Below are 22872 nucleotides of genomic sequence, written 5' to 3' on the forward strand. Positions count from 1 at the left end.
GACTGCCCCCGCTATCGTCAGAATTTAGCCGGATTGGCGTTTGCGCCGCAGACCAGCACGGCGACACGCTCGCCCGCAGCCGGCACGTAGCGGCCGGACAGGAGCGCCGCGAAGGCCGCTGCGCCGCCCGGCTCGGAGATGATTCGCACCCGGTCCCAAAGCGCCGCCTGCGCGGCGATGATCTCGTCGTCGCTGACCAGTATGGAACGCTCGACGAAGGCCTCGGCGATCGGAAACATCATTTCGCCGACGCGCTTCGGCGCCAGCGAATCGGCGGCGATGCCCTCAGTCGGCGCATCGACGGGCCGGCCGGCCTCGAAGGCGCGATGAAGCGTCGGCGCGCCCTCCGGCTCGACGGCGATGGTCGTGATGCGGCCGGCAAACCAGGCGGCGATGCCGCCGATCAGGCCGCCGCCGCCTACGGCGACCAGCAGCGTGTCGAGTTCAGGCAGGTCGGTCTCGATCTCAAGGCCGAGCGTGCCTTGCCCGATCAGCGTTTCCTCCTGGTTGAACGCATGGATCTGCAGCGCGCCGGACCTTTCGGCAAAGTCTTCGCTGGCGGCCAGCGCTTCGGCATAGCGCGCGCCACCGACGACCAACTCGGCGCCATAGCCGCGGATGCGTTCGAGCTTGGCCGGCGGGCTGACTTCGGGAACGAAGATGGTCGCCTTGTGGCCGAGCCGCATGGCAGCGTAGGCGACCGCGGCACCATGATTGCCGCCCGATGCGGCGACGACGCCAGCCTTGGGAACCGGCCGCTCGAAAAGATTGGTGAACGCGCCGCGCGCCTTGAACGAGCCGGAATGCTGCAGGCATTCGAGCTTCAGGTCGACGCCAAGAGGCGGACGGCCGAAATCGGCCATGTCGACGCGCAGCACCGGCGTGTGGCGCACGAAGGGCCGGATGCGCGGTTCCATTGCGGCGATGCGTTCGCGGGTGATGCTATTGCCGTTCAGCATGGTCTGCTCCCAAGGGTTGACATCACTTAGTAACTTAGCAAAATGGCTAAATGCAAGAGATTGATGTCTTCAAGGCGATCGCCAACGAGCGCAGGCTGCAAATCCTCGATTGGCTGAAGGATCCGCGCGAGCATTTTCCGCCGCAGACCGATGGCGATCTGGTCGAGGACGGCGTCTGCGCGCTGCTGATTGCGGAAAAGCTTGGCATCACCCAGGCGACGCTCAGCGAGCATATGCGGGTGCTGACCCAGGCCGGCCTTCTGCGCAGCAAGCGTATCAAGCAGTGGACGTTCTATCGCCGCGACGAAGGCAGGATCGCCGAGACCAGGGCGCTCCTCCAGCACCGGCTGTAGCGCCGCAGACGATCTATTCTTGTTTGACCATGATCCTTTCCGAAAACCGGTTCTCACTTTTTCGGGATCATGGGTCTATTCAAGCCAATCGGGCAGCGAATCCAGGCCGATCAGCTCGTCATAGGTCTGGCGCCGGCGCACGACATGGAAACGGTCGCCGTCGACCAGCACTTCAGGCACCAGCGGCCTGGTGTTGTAGGTGCCGGCCTGCACCGCGCCATAGGCGCCGGCGGTGGCGACGGCGATCAGGTCGCCGGCCTTCAGCCGCGGCAGGTCGCGGTCGAGGCCGAGATAATCGCCGGTCTCGCAGACCGGGCCGACCACGTCGACCGTCATGCGCGGCGCCGCGGCCGGCTGCTGCACCACCGGCTTGATGTCATGGAAGGCGTCATAGAGCGTCGGCCGGATCAGATCGTTCATCGCGGCGTCGACGACCAGGAAATTCCTGGCGTCGCCCTCCTTCACGAAGATCACCTGCGAGACCAGGATGCCGGCATTGCCTGATATCAGCCGGCCCGGCTCGAACATCACCTTCAGCCCGAGCTTGGCGACGTGCTTCTTGACAATCTGAGCATAAGCGTCCGGCAGGGGAGGCGGGCTGTTGTCGACGCGGTAGGGAATGCCGAGGCCGCCGCCGAGGTCGATATGCTCGATGGCGTGCCCGTCGGCGCGCAGCACGCCGACCAGTTCCACCAGCAGCGCAAAGGCGTCGTCGAAGGGCTGCAACTCGGTGATCTGGCTGCCGATATGAGTGTCGATGCCGGTGACCTTGATGCCAGGCAGCTCAGCTGCGCGGGCATAGACCTTTCGCGCCTTCTGCCAGGGAATTCCGAACTTGTTCTCGGCCCTGCCGGTGGAGATCTTCTTGTGGGTCTTGGCATCGACATCCGGGTTGATGCGCAGCGAGATCGGCGCCACCTTGCCCAGCGCCGCGGCTTGGGCCGACAGCAATTCCAGTTCAGGCTCGGATTCGACGTTGAAGCACAAAATGCTGGCCGAGAGTGCAAGATCCATTTCGCGCGCGGTCTTGCCGACGCCGGAAAACAGGATCTTGTTGGCCGGAATGCCGGCGGCCAGCGCGCGGCGCAGTTCGCCTTCCGAGACCACGTCGGCGCCGGCACCGAGTTTTGCCAGGATTTTTAGCACAGCCTGGTTGGAATTCGCCTTCATGGCATAGCAGACCAGCGCGTCGAGCCCGGCAAAGGCCTGCGCAAACACGCGGAAATGCCTGGTCAGCGTCGCCGTCGAATAGCAATAGAACGGCGTGCCGATGCTTGCGGCGATCTCTGATATCGCCACGTCCTCGGCATGCAGCACGCCGTCGCGGTAGTCGAAATGGTTCACGAGAGTGGTTCCGGAAGTTGGAGCACGACGAGATCGGCCGATCTCATCGGCTCTAGATCAACGGATCGAGAATGAACTTTTTGTCCTCGACCGGTTTTTCCGGCTCCGGCGGCACGGGCTGCTCTGCCTTTTGGGCATCCTTGCGCGCCTGCACGGCCGCCTCATAGGGCGTATCGAGCCCGGCTTTCCTACCGCAGGCCGTTACGGTTGCCAGCGCCGCCAGCAGCGTCAGCGTCACCAAAATCCTGCTTGCGGTCATCGATCCATCCGTCCGAAACTTTTGCCCGCCGCTTTTAGCCGAGTTTTTCCGGCATTGCACCCCGGCATCACGCCCTGGCAATGCGCTTTTTCCAGTAGCGGATCTGCTTCCTCACTTCCGACGGCGCGGTGCCGCCGAAGCTCGTGCGGCTCTTCACCGAGTTCTGCACGGCAAGCACCGAAAACACGTCCGTCGTGATGCCGGGGTGAATGGACTGCAAGTCTTCCAGCGGCAGCCTGTCGAGCCCGATCTTCCTTTCTTCGGCCAGCGCTACGGCGCGGCCGGTGAAGTGGTGCGCTTCGCGGAACGGCAGACCGAGGCTACGCACCAGCCAGTCGGCAAGATCGGTCGCGGTCGCATAGCCTGACCCGGCGGCCTTCTTCATGGCGGCGGCATTCACCGTCATGTCGCGCACCATGCCGGTCATCGCCGCCAGCATCAGGTCGAGCGTCTCGGCGGCGTCGAACACGGATTCCTTGTCTTCCTGCATGTCCTTGCCGTAGGTCAGCGGCATGCCCTTCATGACAGTCAGCAGGCCAACCAGATGGCCGGTGACGCGGCCGGTCTTGCCGCGCACCAGCTCGGCGGCGTCGGGGTTCTTTTTCTGCGGCATGATCGAGGAGCCGGTGGAGAATGAGTCCGACAGCCTGACGAAGCCGAATTGCGGCGTCGACCAGATGATGATTTCTTCGGCCAGTCGCGACAGATGCGTCGCGCAGATCGCCGCCAGCCCCAAAAACTCGAGCGCGAAATCGCGGTCCGAAACGCTGTCCAGGGAATTGCGCATCGGCTCACGGAAGCCGAGCGCCTTGGCCGTCTGGTGCCGGTCGATCGGAAAGCTGGTGCCGGCAAGCGCGGCCGCACCGAGCGGGCTTTCGTCCATCCGTTCGATAGCGTCGCGAACACGCGACAGGTCGCGCGAGAACATCTCGACATAGGCCATGCAGTGATGGCCGAAGGTTACCGGCTGAGCCGCCTGCATGTGGGTGAAGCCCGGCATCACCGTTGCCGCATGCTCCTCGGCCCGCTCCAGGAACGCCGTGATCAGGCCCTTCAGCGCCTCGGCGACGCGAAAGTACTCGTCCTTGACCCATAGCCTGAGATCGACCGCCACCTGGTCGTTGCGCGAACGGGCGGTATGCAGGCGGCCGGCAGCCGGGCCGATCAGCTCGGCAAGGCGGGCCTCGACATTCATGTGGATGTCTTCCAGCCTGGTCGAGAACTCGAACGTGCCGGCTTCGATCTCTGCCAGGATCGTGTTCAGCCCGTGAGCGATTTTTTCTTGATCGGCCGCCGAAATAATGCCGGTTTGCGCCAGCATCTCGCTGTGGGCGATCGAGCCTCTGATATCCTGCGCGTAGAGTTTGCGGTCGAACGAGATCGACGCGTTGATCGCTTCCATAATCGCGGCCGGACCCGAGGCAAAACGTCCGCCCCACATCTGGTTGCTGGCCTTCTTGTCGCTCATCGCTATAACCCGTGCTCCGGAGCAGTTTTAAAAAATGGCAGACGGCAATCGATTTTTCCCGGCCCCGCGCCTCATCCTCGCCGCTTTGGTGGCAGGCGTGCTGGCCGGCGCGGTCGCGGTATATGTCAGCGAAAGCGGTTCTGGCAACAACGCCCCCGCTCAAGTCGCGGTCGGCGACAGCAAGGACGATGTCGCCTGCGCCGCCAAGTCCGACCGCGCCAAGACGGTCGCGGCGGCTGCCACCGGCCAGGTTGCAGCACTTTTGCCGGCCGATCCGCCGCAATCGCTGAAGGGCCTTGCCTTCAACAGCCCCGACGGCAAGCCGATGACGCTCGCCGACCATGCCGGCAAGACGGTGCTGCTCAATCTGTGGGCGACATGGTGCGCGCCCTGCCGCGCCGAAATGCCGGCGCTCGACGCGCTGCAGAACGAAATGGGCAGCGATGCCTTCGAGGTCGTCGCGGTCAATGTCGATGCCGGCGACGACAGCAAGCCGAAGAAGTTCCTCGAGGAGACCGGCGTCAAGGCGCTCGGCTACTACCGCGATTCGACGATGGCGCTGTTCAACGATCTCAAGACACGCGGCCTGGCGCTCGGCCTGCCGGTCACCATGCTGATCGACGGTGAAGGCTGCCTGATTGCCCACATGAACGGCCCGGCAGAATGGTCGAGCCCGGACGCCAAGCGGCTGGTCGAGACGGCGCTCGGCAAGTCGGACTAATGCATGTCGCGCAAAGTGCGACGCGCTTTTAGGCGCCGGCGATTATTGCCGGTTTGTTCGTAAGCCGGCTTGGCAATTCCTTTCCACCGGCTCCTATTCGGAAGCGTGCGCTACTTTAAGTGGAAATCAAGTTCATCGGTCCGCAACAAAACCGTTGTCCAATTGTCACGGGCGGCACATATTGGCTTTGCGAGAGTGCCCCTTTCGCCAATGACAAACGGGAGATGAAACATGAAGTTCTTCGGCTTCGCGGCCGGTGTCGCCGCCACCTTGACCCTGCTTTCCACCACCTCCGCCTTCGCCGTCACGCAGATCAGCTGGTGGCACGCCATGACCGGCGCCAACGCCGAGGTCGTCGGCAAGATCTCCAAGGATTTCAACGCCAGCCAGAGCGACTATGAACTGGTTCCGGTGTTCAAGGGCACCTATCCGGAGACGCTGAACGCCGGCATCGCCGCTTTCCGCGCCGGCCAGGCGCCCGACATCCTCCAGGTGTTCGACGTCGGCACCGGCGTGATGATGGCGGCCGAGGGTGCGATCAAGCCGGTGGCCGAGGTGATGACCGGTGCCGGGATGACCTTCGACAAGAGCCAGTACCTGCCCGGTATCGTCGGCTATTATTCGAAGCCGGACGGCACCATGCTGTCCTTCCCCTACAACTCCTCCTCGCCGATCCTCTACTACAATAAGGACATCTTCCAGAAGGCCGGCCTCGACGTGAACAACCCGCCCAAGACCTGGAACGAGGTGTGGGAAGCCGCCAAGAAGATCAAGACGAGCGGCGCCGCCCCTTGTGGCTATACCTCGACCTGGCTGACCTGGATCCATCTGGAGAATTTCGCGGCGTGGAATGATGTGTCGTGGGCGACCCAGCAGAACGGCCTGGCCGGCGGCGATGTCGAACTCAAGATCAACGCGCCGATTTTTGTCAACCACTTCCAGGCGCTCGCGGATCTCGCCAAGGATGGCACCTTCAAATATGGCGGGCGCACCTCCGAAGCCAAGCAGATATTCCTCGCCGGCGAATGCGGCATCTTCACCGAATCGTCGGGCGGCCTTGGCGACATCGTCAAGTCCGGCATGAACTACGGCATCGGCCAGCTTCCCTACGACAGCGACGCCAAGGGCGCACCGCAGAACACCACGCCGGGCGGCGCCAGCCTGTGGGTGTTCGGTGCCAAGTCGGACGAGCAATACAAGGGTGTCGCGGCGTTCTTCGCCTACCTGTCCAAGACCGATGTGCAGGAATATCTGCACCAGAAGTCGGGATACCTGCCGGTGACGCTTGCTGCCTACGAGGCGACCAAGAAATCGGGCTTCTATGACGAGAACCCCGGCCGTGAGACACCCATCCTGCAAATGACTGGCAAGGCGCCGACCGACAACTCGAAGGGCGTGCGCCTGCCGAACCTGCCGCAGGTGCGCGATATCCAGAACGAGGAGTTCGAGAAGATGCTGGCCGGCCAGCAAACCGCTCAGCAGGCGCTTGACAACGCGGTTACGCGCGGCAACGCCGCAATCAAGGAAGCGCTGGAGAACTGACGAGTTTATCTCGGTTGGTGTCTGTTTGAATATTCGCCCACGCGAGTTCGCGTGGGCGTCCCCGAGATAGCGAAGGAAATCAGCCTGTCTCCCCGCGTCGTCTTTCCCAACAAGATCCTGCCCTATCTTCTGGTGGCGCCACAACTCGCCATAACACTGGTTTTCTTCTACTGGCCGGCCGGTCAGGCGCTTTACCAGTCGATGCTCAGACAGGATCCGTTCGGGCTGAGGACCAGGTTTGTCTGGTTTGCCAATTTCCGCAAGGTGCTGGCCGATCCGGCCTACCTCAATTCGATCAAGGTCACCGTGGTGTTCTCGCTTGCGACCGCGATCGTCGCGATGTGCGTGGCCCTGCTGCTTGCGGTCATGGCCGAGAAGGCGGTGCGCGGCAAAGGCCTCTACCGCACCCTGTTGATTTGGCCCTATGCCGTGGCGCCGGCGATTGCCGGCATGCTGTGGCTTTTTCTGTTCAATCCTTCAATCGGCTCGTTGGCCTATTTGCTGCGAAGCCTCGGCATCGCCTGGGACCCGCTGCTCAACGGCACCCACGCCATGATCCTGCTGGTGTCGGCGGCTGCCTGGAAGCAGATCAGCTACAATTTCCTGTTCTTCGTCGCCGGTCTGCAGGCAGTGCCGAAAACGCTGATCGAGGCGGCGGCCATGGACGGCGCCGGCGAGACCAAGCGCTTCTGGACCATCGTCTTCCCGCTGCTCGCGCCGACCACCTTTTTCCTGCTGGTCGTCAACACCGTCTATGCCCTGTTCGATACGTTCGGCATCGTTCATGCCGTCACCGGCGGCGGGCCGGGCAAGGCGACCGAGACGCTGGTCTACAAGGTCTACAATGACGGCTTCGTCAATCTGATCCTGGGCGACTCGGCGGCGCAGTCGGTCATCCTGATGGCAATCGTCATTGCGCTCACCGCTATCCAGTTCCGCTACGTGGAACGCAAAGTCCATTACGGCTGAGGGCAGCGATGATCGGCCAGTCCCCGCTCCGCACTTTCATCGCCCATGCCGTGCTTATCCTCGGCATATTGATCGTGGCTTTCCCGATCTACTACACGTTCGTTGCCTCGACACACACGCTGCAAACCATCCTCAGGCCGCCGCTGCCGCTCTTGCCCGGCGGCCAGCTGTGGAACAACTACAGCGAGGCGCTGTTCGGCGGCATTGGCCGCATCGGCGGTGTCAGCGTCGGCCAACTGCTCCTCAACACCACGATCATGGCGCTCGGTGTTGCGGTGGGAAAGATCTGCATTTCGATCTTGTCGGCCTATGCGATCGTTTTCTTCCGCTTTCCCCTGCGCATGACCTTCTTCTGGCTGATCTTCATCACCTTGATGCTTCCCGTCGAGGTGCGCATCCTGCCGACCTACAAGGTGATGGTCGATCTCGGCATGATCGACACCTATGCCGGCCTGATCATCCCGCTGATCGCCTCGGCCACCGCGACGCTGCTGTTCCGCCAGTTCTTCATGACCATACCGGGGGAATTGCTCGAGGCGGCGCGCGTCGACGGCGCCGGGCCATGGCGCTTCTTCTTCGATATCCTGTTGCCATTGTCGCGCACCAACATCGCGGCGCTGTTCGTGATCCTCTTCATCTACGGCTGGACGCAGTATCTTTGGCCGCTGTTGGTCACCAACAGCAACGACATGAACACCATCGTCATCGCGTTGAGAAAGATGGTTTCCTTTGCCGATGCCGATACCGAATGGCACCTGGTCATGGTCACCGCGATGCTGGCCATCGTGCCGCCGATCCTGGTGGTGGTGCTGATGCAACGCTGGTTCGTGCGCGGCCTGGTCGAATCCGAAAAGTGAGAAGCTGATGGCGACCGTCGATCTGAAGGACGTGAAGAAGGTCTATCCGAGCGGCGTCGAAGCCGTGAAGGGGGTTTCCATCGCCATTCCCGACAAGGAGCTTTGCGTGCTGGTCGGCCCCTCCGGTTGCGGCAAGTCCACGCTGCTGAGGATGATCGCCGGTTTGGAGACCATTTCCGCCGGCACAGTCGCCATCGACGGCAAGGTGGTCAACGCCATCGGCCCGACCGAGCGCGACATCGCCATGGTGTTCCAGAACTACGCGCTTTACCCGCATATGAAAGTCTATGACAACATGGCCTATGGCCTGCGCAATCGCGGCACGCCGAAGGACGAGATCGACAGCAGGGTGCGTTCGACCGCCAAGGTGCTGGAGCTTTCGGCGCTGCTCGACCGGCGGCCGCGCGAGCTTTCCGGCGGTCAACGCCAGCGTGTCGCCATGGGCCGCGCCATCGTGCGCAATCCGAAAGTCTTCCTGTTCGACGAGCCGCTCAGCAATCTCGATGCCAAATTGCGCGGGCAGATGCGGGTCGAGATCAAGAACCTGCAGCGCACGCTCGGCGTCACCTCGGTCTATGTCACTCACGACCAGCTCGAGGCGATGACGCTGGCCGACATCCTTGTTGTCATGAACGCCGGGCGGGTCGAGCAAACGGGCGCGCCGCTCGACATCTACGAAAAGCCGGCGTCGATCTTCGTCGCTTCCTTCATCGGCGCGCCGCCGATGAATCTTCTGGCGCTGACCGGAAGTTCCTCAGGCCCGATGCTGGCTGACGGAACCGCGATCGGCTTTGCGGCTCCCGGAACACAAGCCGTGACGCTGGGGTTTCGCCCTGAAGATGCCGACGTCACCTTCAATGCGGAGGCGCTGTCCGGTGCGCTCGTCCTGCCGGCGACAGTCGAAGCGGTCGAGCCGGTCGGGGCCGAAAGCTTTCTTCACTGCGCCGCAGCCGGCAGCCGTATCATCGTGCGCGTCTCAGGGCGCGCCACCGCAAAGCCCGGCGACCAGTTGCGTGTCGTGGCCATTGCCGAAAAGCTGCACTGGTTCGATCAGGCCGGCAAGCGGGTCGATTGAAGCCGGCCTGTCGGCCTGATCGGCGCGCTACCCGAGCGTTCAGGCAAACACATGCGCCTTGCCCGACACCGTCAGTCGGACGATCTCGCCAACCGTCGGTGTGTCCATGCCCGGCTTGCGCAGGACCAGTGGCGTGTTGCCGATCGCGGCTGCGTCCGGCGGATCGGGACTGTTCAAGAGCCGCACCGCGATGGTGCACATCGAGCCGGCGAATTCGGATTCCGTCACCTCGCCGAACAGCATGTCCGCCGTGCCCGACATGCCTTCGCGCGATGTCCGTTTCAAAAGCACCTGTTCCGGCCGCAGCATGATGCGGACGAGATCGCGCCGCTCGGTGCTGTCGACGGCGATGCGGCCGAGCGGCGAGCTGGCGAAGCCGTCCGCGATCCTGGCCGGCAGGATGATGGCGTCGCCGAGGAATTCGGCGACCATCCGGTCCTTCGGCTTGAGATAAAGCTCGCGCGGCGTGCCGACCTGCGAGAATTTGCCGTCGCGCATCACCGCGACCTGGCTGGCAAAGGACAGCGCCTCGGCCTGGTCGTGCGTGACCAGGATCGTGGTGATGCCGGCGGTCTCCAGAAGCTCGGCCACCGCCTTGCGCATCGAGGCGCGCAGGCCGGTGTCGAGCGCCGAGAACGGCTCGTCGAGCAGCATCAGCCGCGGCTTCATGGCCATGGCGCGGGCCAACGCCACACGCTGCTGCTGGCCGCCTGAGAGCTCGTGCGGCCGCCGTTTCAGGATCGCCTTATCGAGCCCGACGATATAGGCGAGCTCGGCGATACGCTCGCTGCGCTTGTCCTGGTGATGCCGCATGCCGAAACCGATATTGGCGGCGATGCTCAGATGCGGGAACAGGGCGCCGTCCTGCGCCACCACGCCGATGCCGCGCCGATATGCCGGCACCGCGGCGTCGCCATTGGCCAGCACCTCGCCGTCGAGCACGATGCGACCCTGGTCCGGCGCTTCGAAGCCGGCGATCAACCGCAGCAGGGTCGTCTTGCCGCAGCCGGACGGTCCGACGATCGCCGTGCGGCTGCCGCTGGCCACACTGAGGTCGACGCCGGCCAGTGCGGCCACCGGGCCGTAGTGCTTGTGCACATCGGTGAGTTCGAGGAAGCTCATCGCCCGGCCATCCGCTTCGACTGAACGTAGAGCAGCCAGGTCAGCGGCAGCGACATCGCCACCATGATGAGCGCGTAAGGTGCGGCGGACGCATAGTCGATCTCGCCGCTGTGGGCCCAGAACGCCATCGCCAGCGTGCGGGTGCCGTTGGGCGCCAGCATCTGCGTGGCGGTCAATTCGTTCATGATGCCGAGCGCCACCAGCGCCATGCCCGCCGCGGCACCCGGCGCCGACAGGCGGATCGTCGTCGACCACAGCGCCCTGAGCGGTGGCCGGCCGAGACTGGCGGCGGCGCGTTCGAGCTCGACCGGCGCCTGCGCGATCGACGCCCGCAGGCTGATCAGGGCGCGCGGCAGGAACATCAGCGCATAGGCAACGAGGATCGTGAACAGGGTCTGATAGAGCGGCAGAGCGATGCGAACCGTGATGGTGACCAGTGCCAGCGCCACGACGACGCCTGGCAGCGAGCCGACGATGTAGTTGCAGCCCTCCAGAAGGCGCTGCAGCGGCCCCGGCGCGCGGATCGAGATCCACGCCATCGGCATGGCGGCGATAGTGGCAAGCAGGGCGCCGGCGAGCGCCAGGAACAGGGTCTGGCCGAGCGCCAGGCCGATCTCATCGAGGCGCCAGACATCGGCGCCGCCGGCCACAAGCCAGCGGCCGATGGTGACGAACGGCACGCCGAGTGCCAGCAGCGTGGTGACGACCGGCAGCAGCAGGCAGGGGATGGTGGCGCGGCCGAGCCTTGTGCGTTGCTGCTGCCGCGCGGCGCCCGAGCCGACGCGGGCATAGCGCTCCTCGCCGCGCACCAGCACTTCGATCCCGAGCAGCACGAAACAGCATGTCACCAGCACCGCAGCCAGCATGTTGGCGGCGGGGCCGTTGAAGGTCGACTGGAACTGGTCGACGATTGCCGTGGTGAAGGTATCGAAGCGGATGAACACGTAGAGGCCGTACTCGGCCAGGAGATGCAGGCCGACCAGCAGCGAGCCGCCGCAAACGGCGAGCCTGAGCTGCGGCAGCACGACCCGCCGGAACACGCGCCATGGCCCGAGGCCGACGGCTGCCGCGGCATCTTCGAGAGCAGGATCGAGCCGGCGCAAGGCTGCCGCCACCGGCAGATAGAGGAACGGGAAATAGGCGACGACGGAAACCAGTACGCCGGCCCACAGCCCGTGCAGTCCCGGCACCAGGGTGATCCAGGCATAACTGTGGACGAAGGCGGGGATGGCGAGCGGCGCCACCGACAGCCAGGCCCACAGCCGGGCACCGGGAAGGCTGCTGCGTTCGGTCAGCCAGGCCAGCGCCACCGAGAGCACAATGCAGATCGGCACCGCCAGCACCACCAAAAGCAGGGTGTTGACCAGGAGCTCGCCGACACGTGGCCGGAAGACCAATGCCGATACGGTTTCCCAGCCGGTCTGCACGGCAATCCAGATGATGAAGGCGAGCGGCAGCAGCGAGAACAGTGAGACCAGGATGGCGGCGAGCGAAATCCAGGATATCGACCGCCGGCGCCTCCAATGCACAGCCTCCATGCCGGTCGGCAAGCCTGAACGTGCAAGGTCGGCCGCAGGCTGCATCAGCTCAGACGCCGAGCCGTTGCCGCCCGGTGGCGGAAACGTTCGCAGAGCCGCAAACACGGCCAAAAATGCAGCTTGTCGTCATGGACGAATGCCACCTCGAAAAACAGAGCGCTCCTGCGGAAGCGAATTCCCGCGGGAGCGCAGTCGGCTGCCGTTTTAGGACGAACGCGAACTAAAGCAAGCCGGCTGCCGTCATCAGGTCGGTCACCTTCCTGGAGTTCAGCGTCGTCGCGTCGACCTTCGGCGCCTGCAGATCGGCCAGCGGCACCAGCGCCGGATTGGACTGCGCGCCCTTGCCGACCGCGTATTCGAAGGAATTGCCGGTCTTCAGCACGTCCTGACCACCCTTGCCGGTCACCCATTTCAGGAAGGCCTGGGCTTCCTTCGGGTGCTTGCTGGAGGCCAGCACGCCACCGCCGGAAACCGAGACGAAGGCGCCCGGATCCTGGTTCTTGAAATAGTGCAGCCCGACGTTCTTGCTGTTCTCGCCGGTCTTGGCCTGGTCGCCGTAGTAATAATAGTGATAGATCACGCCGCCATCGACCTCGCCGGCATTGACCGCCTTCATCACCGTGCTGTTGCCTTTGTAGGCGGTGAAGTTCGCCTTCATCGCCTTCAGCCAGTCGGCCGTTGCGGCCTCACCCTTGAGCTGCAAAAGCGCGCTGACGATCGCCTGGAAATCGGCGCCGGACGGGGAAGCGGCCCAGCGTCCCTTCCAGCTCGGATCGGCGAGTTCAAGCAGCGACTTGGGCAACTGCTCGGCAGTCAGCTTGGTCTTGTTGTAAGCAAAGACGGTGCTGCGCGCGGCGATGCCCACCCACTTGCCGCTGGCCGGCTGGTACTCGTTGGGAATCTGCGCCAGCGTGTCGGCGTCGACCGGCGCGAACAGGCCTGATGACTCGACCAGCACCATGGCGGGTGAGTTTTCCGTCAGGAACACGTCGGCCGGCGAGGCGGCGCCTTCGGCAACGATCTGGTTGGAAAAATCGCTATCGCCGCCGTGGCGAACGGTTACCTTGATGCCGGTTTCCTTGGTGAAACCTTCCACCCAGGCATTGGTCAGGCTCTCATGCTGGGCATTGTAGACGACGATGCCGCTGTCCTGGGCCATAACCGGGCTGGCGACCAGGCTGATTGCAAGTGCTGTGGCTCCGGCAAGGACGGAAAGAGCATGTTTCATGGACGTCATCCCGCTCGATCTCGATGGTCTTTGATTTAGCATGGCTGCACTATCAATTCCTGATCGGTGCAGTCAACATTGGTGAGCTGAGTAATCGGGCGCTGGAGGTGAAACCTTCGTGATATTCCTTACTTTGGCTTGGACATTATTTCGCCGGCCACGTAACAAATCAGCGCCGAGGCGCGAATTATCGGGGAGTGAACTCTTGTGACCGGCAAGGACGAGGCCGAGCTTTCCCGGCTGATGCGGGCCGCGATCGCGGGAGATGAAAGGGCCTACGCCGACTTTCTGCGCCGGACGGCTGCTCTGGTTCGCGGCTTCATCAGGCGCAAGATCGTTCAGGGCGGGGTCGATCCCGAGGATGTCGTGCAGGAAACCTTGCTGGCCATTCACGTGAAGCGGCATACCTGGCGCCAGGATCTGCCTGTGCTGCCCTGGGTCTACGCCATAGCGCGCTTCAAGCTGATCGACGCCTTTCGACGGCGCGGCCGGCGCATCGAGATCGAGATCGACGAGATCGCAGAGACCTTCGCCGAACCGGAGGCCGAAACGGTCAGCGGGCGCGACATCACCCGGGCCCTGGACGGCCTGCCGCCGGCGCAGCGTTCGGTGGTTTCGTCGGTGTCGGTCGAAGGCCGTTCCATCGGCGAGACGGCAGCGAGGTTCGGCATCAGCGAGACGGCGGTGCGCGTGTCGCTGCATCGCGGTCTCGCCGCCATTGCCAAACGGTTCGGGGCCAAACAATTCGGGCGGGCCAAACAGTTCAGGCGGGAATGACATGAGGACCGACGATCTCATCAAGGCGCTCGACGCCGATGTCCGCAGCACGGCGATGCCGCTTGGCTCGGCCTGGTGGATAGGCGCAGGTGCGGCTACGCTGATCGCGGCGGTGGTTTTCTGGCTGGCGATCGGCCCACGCACCGACATCGCCACCGCCATGTATACGACGCGTTTCGTTGCCAAGTTTGTGTTCACGACGGCTCTGGCGGTCAGCGCCTTCGCCTTGATCCGCGCCCTGTCGACACCCGGTGCAGCAACGAGCAGGGCGGCGACCTGGATGATTGCCGCACCGCTGCTGGTGGCCGTAGCCGTGGGTCTGGAACTCCTTTCGGTGCCTGCGGCCGACTGGGGCAGGCGGCTGGTCGGCAGCAACATGCTTATCTGCCTGACCTTCATTCCGCTGATCGGCATCGGTCCGCTTGCCGTCTTCCTGGCGGTGCTGCGCTATGGCGCGCCGACGCGGCCGGTGCTTGCCGGAGCCGTTGCGGGCCTGCTCGCCGGCGGGCTGGCGGCAACCTTCTATGCCGCACACTGCTTCGACGACTCGCCGCTTTTCGTCGCCACCTGGTACACGATCGCGATTGCCATCCTCGCCGCTCTCGGCGCGCTCGGCGGGCGCCTTTTCGTGCGCTGGTAGCGACAGCCTGCGATCGGAGACCGTGATGCTCTAACGTCAGAACCCGTTCATTCTGAACGATCTAGTTCGACCCGTCGCGGCCTTTCGTTCGGAGAACTTCTACGGCAACCTCGACCCGAAGCCGACTCGCAGACGGAGCCGTGCATGACGGCATTGCGCCTAATCTCGGCCCTTCGAGCCGCCGCCACTGCCCAACGGCAGACGTACCCTGTAGGTCCACGCTGCGCCAAGAGCAATCGTCAAAGCGAGTCGGACCGTTGCTGACGTTCCCTGACCGACCGTACTGCCCCCGCCGAACCTCCAAGCTCTTTCCGTTGAAGCTGCCCGGCGACGTGGATCAGAAGGGAAAGGGCTCGTCAGACAGGTCCACGGTTATCTCGGGCTTCAGATCCAGTTGCAGAGGGACATCATAGAGCCTTCCGCCGTCGAATCTTGGCTTGGTATGGCGAAGTCCCGGCACGAACACTCGTATAACCGGAGGGGTGTCAACCGTCAGGTCGATCGCGAAGATCTCGAGTTGCCGCACGCAGGCCATTTCGACACAGGATTGCCAATCAAGTTGCAACGCGTTTGACGATGCCTGAACTGGGGGACCGCCAGACAAGTGCGGCTGGTGAATAGTGGCCTTCAGATGCCAACGGTAGAGTCGTAGCGCCCGCGAGCTGAATTTCGCTGTCCCAGAGAAGACGGCGGCCCTCAGCAGAGCGAGATTTGCCTCGCACTCTGCTAGCTCGCCCACTGCACGTCGAGCCGCCTCCAGCGTAGATCGGCCGGCGGCGAAGCCGAGCGCGACTTCACCTCCTTTGAAGTCATGAGAAATGGCAGCGACAATGGGGACCGGCACGTCGAGCGTGAGGTGCAGCAGATGCAATTTGCGATCCTGTGACTGCAGCCAACGCGCGTATTGCGACACCAGTCCATCGCCGAGCGACGGCAGGTCGATCCGCGGCAAAGCTAAGCGATTATACCACCATATTGCAGTTGCGTCGCGCTCGACGACTTCGCAGAAGCCGCGCACGGCCGCGTCCTGGAGGCTCGATCCAGCGGCTACACCATTCGAGTCGGCCAGTGCAAGTCCGGCCGCTCCAGTGTTCGGGTAGCCGAGAAAGCACAATCCGGCTGGCAGCCATGCCACGCTGGTGCTGAAGCGCGGATCGCTTTGAATCCAGTCGAGCGGCCGCGATCTCTTCCACCGGACCGGGATCATAGTGTGATCCTCGGCATGCCGGTTCCAGCGCAGCCGGCCCTGATACTGCGCCTCGCTGAAAAGCATGAGCCTTGGCGGCTCGACGACGCGCCCGGGCATTTCGCTGGCGGGGCCCCGGACGATGCGTCCCTCTGGAGCCATCTGCGCGAAGTAGGTCTCGTCGGCCTCGTGCCGACATCTGGCTGCCGCCTCTTCAAAGGTCGTGCCCCATCCCGTCACAAACCGAGGAGTTGGGTCATCCTCGCGTATCGCTCGGGCGCGGCCCGCCGCAACAGTGACCGGACACCCGAGCGTGGGATCGGTGATCATAATTGGGCCGTAGATCAGACTGGAGGTCCCGCCTCCTGCCTCCAGCGCATTGTGGTCCGGCACTATCGACTTTCCATTCGGCCCGCCATTTCATGCCTCTGACTGCGGTACAGGCGCTCATGCACAGGCTGACACGCATCACAGAATGATGCAAACTGCTGCAAGATAAGCTTCAGCTAATGGGACCTCCACGTCAACGAAGCTTACCTGTCAAGGTACCGATGGAAGCGGGTGACAACAATCTGCAGCGACGTGCGGCGGCCATCCTTGCCGCGGACGTGGTCGGCTATTCGTCGCTCATGGCCCGCGACGAAGAAGGCACCTTTGCGCTAGTCAGGCGCCTGTTGCGCGACGAAATCGCCCCCACGATCAAGCGACATGACGGACGGGTTGTGAGGACGGCCGGCGATGGCATCCTCGCCGAATTTCCGAGCGCTGTCGGGGCAGTCCGGTCCGCAGTGGAGGTCCAGGAGCAGCTTGCCAGCCAGGCATCCGGGGAGGCCGCCCGGGAAATCCTGCTCCGGATCGGCATCAATTTCGGCAATATCATAGTCGATGCTGAGGGCGACGTATTTGGGGACGGGGTCAACATAGCCTCGCGCCTGGAACAGATCGCCGGCCCTGGCGGCATATGTCTTTCCGGCAAGGTCCATGAAGAAGTTCGCGACGCGCTTCGGCTGCCGTATGAATACGCAGGCGAACAGTCCCTCAAGAATATTCCGCGCCCGGTACCTGTCTATTCGCTGTTTCAGAAGCCGAAAGGGCTACCGCAGAGATCGGCTGGTCAGCCGGCAAGCCAGAACAAGCCCTTGATACTCATCCGCCCATTCACGAGCGCAGGCGACGTGCAGCCCTATCTCAGCGATGGATTCACCGAGGACGTCGCCACTGAGCTGACACGGTTTACGCAGCTGAGGGTGGCGTCCCACCACGCGTCGGAGCGGCTCAAGGATGTGCCCCTCGCCACCCTTGTTGCGGATTTCGACGTGGATTTCGTCATCGAAGGGGCGATCCGCCGAATGGGGCGGCGAATTCGCATGTCCTGCGAGCTTGTAGACCCGGCCTCCGGGGACTGTCTGTGGGCCGAGCATTACGACGGCGAGGAGCAGGACATCTTCGACGTGCAGGATGGACTGGTCAGAAAGATCGTCGGAACTGTCATCGGCCGCCTCAAGGCAGCAGGCGCCGAGAGAGCGCGCCGCAAACCGCCGGCGAACCTTGCGGCTTACGAGTGCGTGCTTCAAGGCAACGCCTTGCCCTTGGGCGATATTGCGGCGGAAGCGGAGGCCCGGCAGTGGTATGAGCGGGCCATTGAGCTCGATCCGACCTACGGACGTGCCTACGCCAAGCTTGCCCACTGCAAGCAACTGGAGTGGTTTCGCGACGTGGGACCTTCGGACGCCGTTCTCAATGAAGCCCACGCGATGGCGAAGAAGGCCGTCCTGCTTTCTCCCAACGATCCTGTCTGCCTCAACATCCTGGGTTGGATCCTCATCCACCTCCGCGATTTCGACGTGGCAGCTCAGCTCTACGCGCGTACTCTCGAACTCAATCCGAATGACCCCGAGCAGGTCTCATATCTTGGGACATACTACACATTTTCCGGCGAGCCCGACTCTGCATTGCAGTGGTTCAAACGGGCTAAGGTGCTCGACCCTCTCTACGAGCCTTCGTGGTTCTGGCCGTTCCGCGGCCTTGCCCTCTTTGTCACCCACCGTTTCGAACCGGCTGTCGTGGCGCTGAGCCGCTCGTCGACCATGCCGATCTGGGTGAACGTCTATCTGGCTGCCGCGAATGCCCTGCTCGGGCGAAGCGCGGAGGCGGGCTCATTTGTGTCCGTCGTGCTGAAAGACGCGCCGTCCTTCTCGGCGGTCCGGTTCGCCAGCAAGGAACCTTACCGGCTGGAGGAGGACCGTAACCTGCTGCTCAAGGGCATGCGGAAAGCAGGGTTGCCGGAGTAGGTAGGCTTAGCGGCAGCCGAATAGAACGGCGGTGGCAAGCTCGTCGTGATAATGCCTGCCTTGGCCGTAGCGGTGATATTCGCGGAGATACTCGATAAGGTCGCCCCGAGTCAGAACGTCTTCCGGAAGGCGGGGGACCGCAACGTTGATCAACTTAGGCCCGTCCAGATGGACTTCGACCGTCACGCCGTCCTCCACAATATCTTCCAACACGATCTTGAGGTCACGTTTCAAGTCTGCATAAGCTGCGGCATCGGGGATGGCTTCACCGTTTTCCAGGCTGTCGCCTGTATAATTTACGTCCTGCCCGCCGTAATCTTCTAGGACCAACTTTTGTGAGTGTTGCACCGTTACCGTTGTGGAGCGCACTCGGATTCCCTCGACAACGGCGTTGGATCCTTGCCGAAGCCTGACATTGCTACCAACGGCAAAAGCCGCCCGATCAATAGTGATCGTTAGCGGGTTTCGATCGTCCATGGTCAGGATGGTTGCTGAAGCAGGCAAAAGCTTGAGCCAAGCCCCAATGATCGCCGCGCCGATCTCTTGCGCTTGCCGGCCGTCCTTCAGTGCTACCTTGGGCATAGCCCACTCCCGTCGCCTGTATAAATAGCCTAGACGCATTTCGTGTGGCTCACAAGTAGAGCCCAACATGCAGTCGTATGTTTTAATGGACAGGCAGCCGCGTTAGGAGCATTCTGTTATTCCCAGCGTAGTAACATAACTTGAGGGCGGTATGATACTTTGCCCATTTCGCGCATTCGTGCTCGGTAGTCTCTTGGTCGTTCTGGGCATCATCGGACAGGAAGCGTCGGGCCAGGAGGATTTCAGCGAGATTGATGCGGTCGAGAAGACCTTCATCGTTGACATCACTCGAAACGACGAGTTCCACCGCGATGTCAGTGCGCTAGACAGAACGATTTCAGGTGGGGCCAAGCTGCAGGCGGTCGACATGCCTGATATGGGCATCAGCATGGTCACGGGAACCTTCTCGGAAGCTGAAATTAAAAAGCTCATTTCAAAGGGGTACCGCGAAGCTGACCCCTTTGAGGTCGATCTATTCGACGGTGCGACGTGCGATGGGCCGGATGTCATGAATCAGGTCAGCTATGATGTCGTTCCTGAGAACGTCTGCAGGGTGGTTGGACCACCTCAGGCCGCTCCAAGCGATGCAGCAACCGTATGGATAGTCGATAGCGGCGTTGATGCTAATGTGTTTCTCGCGGGACTTCTTAATGTCAGAGAAATTGCGGATTGTACGAGTAGTCCGTGTCAGCCGGTGTACGTTTACCCGAACACTCCGGACCAGGCTGCGGTGAGAAGAGCCACCGATAAGGTCGGGCACGGAACGATGGTCGCAGGGATCATCGGAGGAAAGCGCTCGAATCAACGCGGCCTGATGGGCGTTAGCCCCAACGCTCCACTTAAAATTGTGAAGGCTTTCAGAAACAGGAAGACGAAAATTCTCGGAGGGCCAAATCTCGCGCTCAGATATGTTCTTGACCATGCGGTCGCTGGAGACATTTTGAACCTGAGTTGGGGCGCGAAGTTTCTGGAGAGTACCAAACGTGGAAGCCAGATGGAGAATCTCAAAGAGCTCGATGCGTTGATTTACCAGATTGCCGACCGCCAGGTCCGCATCGTGGTAGCGGCGGGCAATGCTCAGGACGACGATGAAGGGCCTTGGGTCCAGTCATACTTCCCTGCGAATACTGCGCCATACACATCACCAGTCACGGTGGGAAGCAAGACGGGAGCGATATACAGCGTGTCGGCTTCTGATAGCGAATATATTGTCAATGCTGATCAAGAGAAATGCGGCGGCAATACCGGCTGGTGCGAAAAGCTGTGGCGTGAAGGGGCTTTCGGCGCGTCTTATTCGGAACCGAGCGTCAATGTGCTTTCATTGTGGAAGAGCAAAGGGGGAAACCTAAGGCAGAACGTCTGTTCGGGTACTTCCTTCGCAGCCCCCGCACTGGCCGGCCTGCTTGTTCCCCCTGGTCAGACGATATACCGTTATCAGCTGCAAAACGAACTCATTCCCGACGCAGACCGTCTGGGGTTCAAGGCCAGGGGAACGCCGGTTGACCCTCGTTCAGAGCGTCCACGATGCAACTGACTCGAAGAGCAGCCCTGCAAGGTCTCGTCTTAGCGTCCGCGTTCGGCGGTGTAGGAGCGGCGGGCGCCTCGGGCATCTCTGCCGATCCCCGCCTGTTGCTCGTCTATCTTCGCGGCGGGCTTGATGCGCTTGCCGCCGTGCCGCCATATGGCGACCCGCATTTCGCAACTGTGCGCGGCACACCTGTGCCCTTGGGAGGCTCCGGCGTTGCGGAGGCGCTCAAGCTCGACGGCCTTTTTGCGCTTCATCCCGCGCTCGCACCACTCATGCCTTACTTTGCAGCCGGTGAACTCGCGATCGTGCCCGCGACGGCAGTTCCGGGCGTCGGCCGGTCCCACGCGTCCGCCCAGAAGGCGCTGTTCGATGGCGAGATCGATGACGGCGGGTCCGCATGGCTTGGCCGGGCTGCGTCCGCGTTGTCGCGCCGGCAGTGTTCGGTGTGGCGGCCCCGATCTGTTGACCGGTCAATCGACCTTCTGTGCGATCTCGCATTGGCCAATCCTCGGCTCGACATCGCTCGTCGTTGCTCGGAGGGCACATGCCCACCTGGCGAACAGGGTAGCGAAGGGTTGCTTGAGTACCGCGCGGCCTCCGATGCGGCCCAATTCATCGATGCGGCGAGCAACGCGGCCCTGGCTCTTTCTGCACCGGGCGGCCCGCGGGTAGCGATGCTCGAATTGGCCGGCTTCGATACGCATGTTGCGCAAGGCGGGGAGTCCGGAAGGCTGGCGCGCAGTTTGGATGCTCTTGCGCGCGGCCTCGTCTCATTTGCCCGAGCATCGGGTTCAGCCTGGCGAGAAACGGTGATCCTGGCGGTCACCGAGTTCGGACGCTCGGTGCTACCCAACCAGGAGGGTGGCACGGACCACGGCACAGCCAGTGTGACATTGTTGATGGGCGGCGCCATCACGGGCAGTTGGATCGGCAACCGTTGGCCCGGGCTCGCGTCTGATCGGCTTCATGGCGGGACGGACTTGGCTGCGACAACGGACGTGCGGTCGATCATAAAAGCCGTGCTGGCGAAACACCTTGGCTTTTCTGATCTTAGGACAGCCATTCTTTTTCCAGACGCAGCGGAATCGCCGACTATTGACGCACTGTTTCGTGCATAATCAGCCGCAAGTTCGATGGCGGGGAGTCCTTCGCTCTCCTCGTCGACCGCAGCACGTGGACAGGCCGCTTTCGTTGCGCCTCCGCGTGATGTTGCCGGCCCGGCACGCGGCTGGTTGCGACCCAGCCAGCGCAGTTTTAGCCGCATTTGTGCGACGCCAAGTGGTTCCACTTGGCTGCAGAATGCTCTACGTGAAACGCTCTGCCGGGCTGGTCTGAGCCAAATCAATCGAGCTTCGGCGGTCGGCGAGCAAACGGGCAAGGATCGGCCCCGATGCGGTCTTCTAACCGCGGCCACGAAGCTGTCGACGGAACAGCCGCATGGTCTTCACTCAGCGCGACCGCGCGCGCTGGCTCGTATCGCCGGTCAGCGCGTCGGAACGGGGTGCTCGCCGCGATAGTCGTAGAAGCCGCGTCCGGTCTTGCGGCCGAGCCAGCCGGCCTCGACATATTTCACCAGCAGCGGGCAGGGCCGGTATTTCGAATCCGACAGGCCGTCATGCAACACCTGCATGATCGACAGGCAGGTGTCGAGGCCGATGAAATCGGCAAGCTGCAGCGGTCCCATCGGATGGTTGGCGCCGAGCCGCATGGCGGTGTCGATCGCGTCGACCGAGCCGACCCCTTCATAGAGCGTGTAGATCGCCTCGTTGATCATCGGCAGCAGGATGCGGTTGACGATGAAGGCTGGAAAATCCTCCGAGACGGTGATCGTCTTCTCGAGATGGTTCACATAGGCCTTTGCCGCTTCGAAGGTTTGGTCCTCGGTGGCAATGCCGCGCACCAGTTCGACCAGCTTCATCACTGGAACCGGATTCATGAAATGGATGCCGATGAAACGCTCCGGCCTGTCGGTCTGCGCGGCGAGACGTGTGATCGAGATCGACGAGGTGTTCGTCGCCAGGATGGCTTCCGGATTGAGCTGCGGGCAGAGCTGGGCGTAGATCTTGCGCTTGACCGTCTCGTCCTCGGTCGCTGCCTCGATCACCAGATCGGCACCGGCAAGGTCGGCCATGGTCGGTGCTGACGAAATGCGCGCCATCGCCTCGTTGCGCAGCTTTTCCTCGAGCTTGCCGGAGCCGACCTGGCGGGCCATGTTGCCGCTGATCGTGGCGATGCCCTTTTCGATGCGCTCGGGCGAGATGTCGTAAACCAGCACCTTGTAGCCCGCCAGCGCGGATACATGGGCGATGCCGCCGCCCATCTGGCCCGCCCCGATGATGCCGATCGTCTCGATCTTGTTCATTACACCGATCCCGTCAAATGGCCTTTGCGGCCTGCTTTTTGTGCGGTGCAAACTAAAAGGGCGGGGCGACT

The 22872-nt window shown here is 62.7% G+C and carries 21 protein-coding genes; 11 read left to right on the forward strand and 10 right to left on the reverse strand.

Annotated features, from left to right (window positions below; all coding sequences use genetic code 11):
* Window positions 1-17: 17 nt before the first annotated feature.
* On the reverse strand, window positions 18-959 hold the full coding sequence (locus AC0L3D_RS15825; protein ID WP_473644979.1) for a threonine/serine dehydratase: 942 nt from the start codon (window positions 957-959) through the stop codon (window positions 18-20).
* 50 nt (window positions 960-1009) lie between these two features.
* On the opposite strand from AC0L3D_RS15825, the gene AC0L3D_RS15830 reads away from it, so the two are divergent.
* Window positions 1010-1312, forward strand: coding sequence for an ArsR/SmtB family transcription factor (locus AC0L3D_RS15830; protein WP_419694870.1), 303 nt, complete (start codon window positions 1010-1012; stop codon window positions 1310-1312).
* A gap of 75 nt (window positions 1313-1387) precedes the next feature.
* Here the strand turns inward: AC0L3D_RS15830 and lysA are convergent, their stop codons facing one another.
* The 3 genes from lysA to argH all read right to left on the reverse strand — a co-directional run bounded on the left by lysA (window position 1388) and on the right by argH (window position 4383).
* Window positions 1388-2656: a diaminopimelate decarboxylase gene (lysA, locus tag AC0L3D_RS15835; RefSeq protein ID WP_473644981.1), complete on the reverse strand. Its 1269-nt coding sequence runs from the start codon at window positions 2654-2656 to the stop codon at window positions 1388-1390.
* A gap of 52 nt (window positions 2657-2708) precedes the next feature.
* Window positions 2709-2915 carry a hypothetical protein gene (locus AC0L3D_RS15840; RefSeq protein WP_023797221.1) on the reverse strand — a complete coding sequence of 69 codons (207 nt, stop codon included), beginning with the start codon at window positions 2913-2915 and terminating at the stop codon, window positions 2709-2711.
* Between the two features lie 67 nt (window positions 2916-2982).
* The gene (gene argH / locus AC0L3D_RS15845) at window positions 2983-4383 is read right to left on the reverse strand and encodes an argininosuccinate lyase (protein WP_473644983.1); all 1401 of its coding nucleotides are present in this window, start codon (window positions 4381-4383) and stop codon (window positions 2983-2985) included.
* 34 nt (window positions 4384-4417) lie between these two features.
* Between argH and tlpA the strand changes: the two genes are divergently transcribed.
* The 5 genes from tlpA (at window position 4418) to AC0L3D_RS15870 (ending at window position 9547) form a co-directional block, all read left to right on the forward strand.
* Window positions 4418-5104 carry a thiol:disulfide interchange protein TlpA gene (gene tlpA / locus AC0L3D_RS15850; RefSeq protein WP_473644985.1) on the forward strand — a complete coding sequence of 229 codons (687 nt, stop codon included), beginning with the start codon at window positions 4418-4420 and terminating at the stop codon, window positions 5102-5104.
* 231 nt (window positions 5105-5335) lie between these two features.
* Window positions 5336-6646 carry a sn-glycerol-3-phosphate ABC transporter substrate-binding protein UgpB gene (gene ugpB / locus AC0L3D_RS15855; RefSeq protein WP_473644987.1) on the forward strand — a complete coding sequence of 437 codons (1311 nt, stop codon included), beginning with the start codon at window positions 5336-5338 and terminating at the stop codon, window positions 6644-6646.
* Window positions 6647-6730: 84 nt separating this feature from the next.
* Window positions 6731-7615: a sn-glycerol-3-phosphate ABC transporter permease UgpA gene (gene ugpA, locus AC0L3D_RS15860; RefSeq protein WP_128176137.1), complete on the forward strand. Its 885-nt coding sequence runs from the start codon at window positions 6731-6733 to the stop codon at window positions 7613-7615.
* Between the two features lie 8 nt (window positions 7616-7623).
* The gene (gene ugpE, locus AC0L3D_RS15865; protein WP_287212881.1) at window positions 7624-8472 is read left to right on the forward strand and encodes a sn-glycerol-3-phosphate ABC transporter permease UgpE; all 849 of its coding nucleotides are present in this window, start codon (window positions 7624-7626) and stop codon (window positions 8470-8472) included.
* 7 nt (window positions 8473-8479) lie between these two features.
* Window positions 8480-9547, forward strand: a complete 1068-nt coding sequence (locus tag AC0L3D_RS15870) for a sn-glycerol-3-phosphate import ATP-binding protein UgpC (RefSeq protein ID WP_473644989.1) — start codon at window positions 8480-8482, stop codon at window positions 9545-9547.
* Window positions 9548-9586: 39 nt separating this feature from the next.
* Here AC0L3D_RS15870 and AC0L3D_RS15875 read toward each other — a convergent pair whose 3' ends face one another.
* The 3 genes from AC0L3D_RS15875 to AC0L3D_RS15885 all read right to left on the reverse strand — a co-directional run bounded on the left by AC0L3D_RS15875 (window position 9587) and on the right by AC0L3D_RS15885 (window position 13435).
* Window positions 9587-10669, reverse strand: a complete 1083-nt coding sequence (locus AC0L3D_RS15875; protein ID WP_473644991.1) for an ABC transporter ATP-binding protein — start codon at window positions 10667-10669, stop codon at window positions 9587-9589.
* The gene (locus AC0L3D_RS15880) at window positions 10666-12252 is read right to left on the reverse strand and encodes an ABC transporter permease (protein ID WP_473629656.1); all 1587 of its coding nucleotides are present in this window, start codon (window positions 12250-12252) and stop codon (window positions 10666-10668) included. The genes AC0L3D_RS15875 and AC0L3D_RS15880 overlap by 4 nt, the downstream gene beginning before the upstream one ends.
* A 175-nt stretch (window positions 12253-12427) precedes the next feature.
* Window positions 12428-13435 (reverse strand): iron ABC transporter substrate-binding protein, encoded by a 1008-nt coding sequence (locus AC0L3D_RS15885; protein ID WP_473629655.1) that lies wholly within the window; start codon window positions 13433-13435, stop codon window positions 12428-12430.
* A gap of 207 nt (window positions 13436-13642) precedes the next feature.
* Here AC0L3D_RS15885 and AC0L3D_RS15890 point away from each other — a divergent pair, with 207 nt between their 5' ends.
* Together AC0L3D_RS15890 and AC0L3D_RS15895 are read left to right on the forward strand one after the other, a co-directional pair.
* A complete protein-coding gene (locus AC0L3D_RS15890) occupies window positions 13643-14212 on the forward strand; it encodes a sigma-70 family RNA polymerase sigma factor (RefSeq protein WP_128246109.1) in 570 nt (189 codons plus the stop codon).
* Window position 14213: 1 nt separating this feature from the next.
* A complete protein-coding gene (locus AC0L3D_RS15895; RefSeq protein ID WP_091593044.1) occupies window positions 14214-14852 on the forward strand; it encodes an NrsF family protein in 639 nt (212 codons plus the stop codon).
* Between the two features lie 337 nt (window positions 14853-15189).
* On the opposite strand, the gene AC0L3D_RS15900 is transcribed toward AC0L3D_RS15895, so the two are convergent.
* Window positions 15190-16431 (reverse strand): YcaO-like family protein, encoded by a 1242-nt coding sequence (locus tag AC0L3D_RS15900; protein WP_473644993.1) that lies wholly within the window; start codon window positions 16429-16431, stop codon window positions 15190-15192.
* A 158-nt stretch (window positions 16432-16589) separates the two neighbouring features.
* On the opposite strand from AC0L3D_RS15900, the gene AC0L3D_RS15905 reads away from it, so the two are divergent.
* On the forward strand, window positions 16590-18329 hold the full coding sequence (locus tag AC0L3D_RS15905; protein ID WP_473644995.1) for an adenylate/guanylate cyclase domain-containing protein: 1740 nt from the start codon (window positions 16590-16592) through the stop codon (window positions 18327-18329).
* 6 nt (window positions 18330-18335) lie between these two features.
* Here the strand turns inward: AC0L3D_RS15905 and AC0L3D_RS15910 are convergent, their stop codons facing one another.
* Window positions 18336-18911 carry a hypothetical protein gene (locus AC0L3D_RS15910; protein WP_473629651.1) on the reverse strand — a complete coding sequence of 192 codons (576 nt, stop codon included), beginning with the start codon at window positions 18909-18911 and terminating at the stop codon, window positions 18336-18338.
* Window positions 18912-19104: 193 nt separating this feature from the next.
* On the opposite strand from AC0L3D_RS15910, the gene AC0L3D_RS15915 reads away from it, so the two are divergent.
* Both AC0L3D_RS15915 and AC0L3D_RS15920 read left to right on the forward strand, forming a co-directional pair.
* Window positions 19105-20445 carry a S8 family peptidase gene (locus AC0L3D_RS15915; protein ID WP_473629650.1) on the forward strand — a complete coding sequence of 447 codons (1341 nt, stop codon included), beginning with the start codon at window positions 19105-19107 and terminating at the stop codon, window positions 20443-20445.
* On the forward strand, window positions 20436-21557 hold the full coding sequence (locus AC0L3D_RS15920) for a DUF1501 domain-containing protein (RefSeq protein WP_473644997.1): 1122 nt from the start codon (window positions 20436-20438) through the stop codon (window positions 21555-21557). Before AC0L3D_RS15915 ends, AC0L3D_RS15920 begins: the two co-directional genes overlap by 10 nt.
* 365 nt (window positions 21558-21922) lie before the next feature.
* On the opposite strand, the gene AC0L3D_RS15925 is transcribed toward AC0L3D_RS15920, so the two are convergent.
* Entirely contained in the window at window positions 21923-22801 is an 879-nt protein-coding gene (locus AC0L3D_RS15925; protein ID WP_023797239.1) for a 3-hydroxybutyryl-CoA dehydrogenase, read from the reverse strand.
* Window positions 22802-22872: the final 71 nt, after the last annotated feature.

Source organism: Mesorhizobium sp. WSM4837 (assembly GCF_055811435.1).

Bases quoted from the DNA above. Each gene is read 5' to 3' on its own strand.
- ugpB (WP_473644987.1), top strand. From the start codon at position 5,336: ATGAAGTTCTTCGGCTTCGCGGCCGGTGTCGCCGCCACCTTGACCCTG.
- AC0L3D_RS15905 (WP_473644995.1), top strand. From the start codon at position 16,590: ATGGAAGCGGGTGACAACAATCTGCAGCGACGTGCGGCGGCCATCCTT.
- AC0L3D_RS15830 (WP_419694870.1), top strand. From the start codon at position 1,010: ATGCAAGAGATTGATGTCTTCAAGGCGATCGCCAACGAGCGCAGGCTG.
- AC0L3D_RS15920 (WP_473644997.1), top strand. From the start codon at position 20,436: ATGCAACTGACTCGAAGAGCAGCCCTGCAAGGTCTCGTCTTAGCGTCC.
- tlpA (WP_473644985.1), top strand. From the start codon at position 4,418: ATGGCAGACGGCAATCGATTTTTCCCGGCCCCGCGCCTCATCCTCGCC.
- AC0L3D_RS15870 (WP_473644989.1), top strand. From the start codon at position 8,480: ATGGCGACCGTCGATCTGAAGGACGTGAAGAAGGTCTATCCGAGCGGC.
- AC0L3D_RS15925 (WP_023797239.1), bottom strand. From the start codon at position 22,801: ATGAACAAGATCGAGACGATCGGCATCATCGGGGCGGGCCAGATGGGC.
- AC0L3D_RS15840 (WP_023797221.1), bottom strand. From the start codon at position 2,915: ATGACCGCAAGCAGGATTTTGGTGACGCTGACGCTGCTGGCGGCGCTG.
- AC0L3D_RS15880 (WP_473629656.1), bottom strand. From the start codon at position 12,252: ATGCAGCCTGCGGCCGACCTTGCACGTTCAGGCTTGCCGACCGGCATG.
- AC0L3D_RS15910 (WP_473629651.1), bottom strand. From the start codon at position 18,911: ATGCCCAAGGTAGCACTGAAGGACGGCCGGCAAGCGCAAGAGATCGGC.
- AC0L3D_RS15885 (WP_473629655.1), bottom strand. From the start codon at position 13,435: ATGAAACATGCTCTTTCCGTCCTTGCCGGAGCCACAGCACTTGCAATC.
- AC0L3D_RS15825 (WP_473644979.1), bottom strand. From the start codon at position 959: ATGCTGAACGGCAATAGCATCACCCGCGAACGCATCGCCGCAATGGAA.
- ugpE (WP_287212881.1), top strand. From the start codon at position 7,624: ATGATCGGCCAGTCCCCGCTCCGCACTTTCATCGCCCATGCCGTGCTT.
- AC0L3D_RS15895 (WP_091593044.1), top strand. From the start codon at position 14,214: ATGAGGACCGACGATCTCATCAAGGCGCTCGACGCCGATGTCCGCAGC.
- argH (WP_473644983.1), bottom strand. From the start codon at position 4,383: ATGAGCGACAAGAAGGCCAGCAACCAGATGTGGGGCGGACGTTTTGCC.
- AC0L3D_RS15875 (WP_473644991.1), bottom strand. From the start codon at position 10,669: ATGAGCTTCCTCGAACTCACCGATGTGCACAAGCACTACGGCCCGGTG.